Annotated in this window: 1 pseudogene; it reads left to right on the top strand. The window is 71.2% G+C overall.

Features of this window, described 5'->3' with window-relative positions:
• Positions 1–229: pseudogene (locus KVT44_RS57530) on the top strand (DNA-directed RNA polymerase subunit alpha); the annotation flags it as partial.

Raw genomic sequence — 229 nt, 5'->3', positions numbered from 1 at the left:
CCTGCGCAAGCGGGGCCCGGTCCTGGTCGCCCCCGCCGACATCGCGCCCCCGGCCGGTGTCGAGGTGCACAACCCCGACCACGTCCTCGCCACGCTCAACGGCAAGGGCAAGCTGGAGATGGAGCTGACCGTCGAGCGCGGTCGCGGCTACGACTCCGCCGTTCAGAACAAGCAGGTCGGTCAGGAGATCGGGCGCATCCCGGCCGACTCGATCTACTCGCCGGGGCTG

Origin of the sequence: Streptomyces sp. GbtcB7, assembly GCF_019091445.1 — a bacterium.
GTDB lineage: Bacteria > Actinomycetota > Actinomycetes > Streptomycetales > Streptomycetaceae > Streptomyces > Streptomyces mirabilis.
The sequence above is the reverse complement of the archived record's forward strand: the minus strand, read 5'-3'. Positions and strand labels throughout refer to the sequence as shown.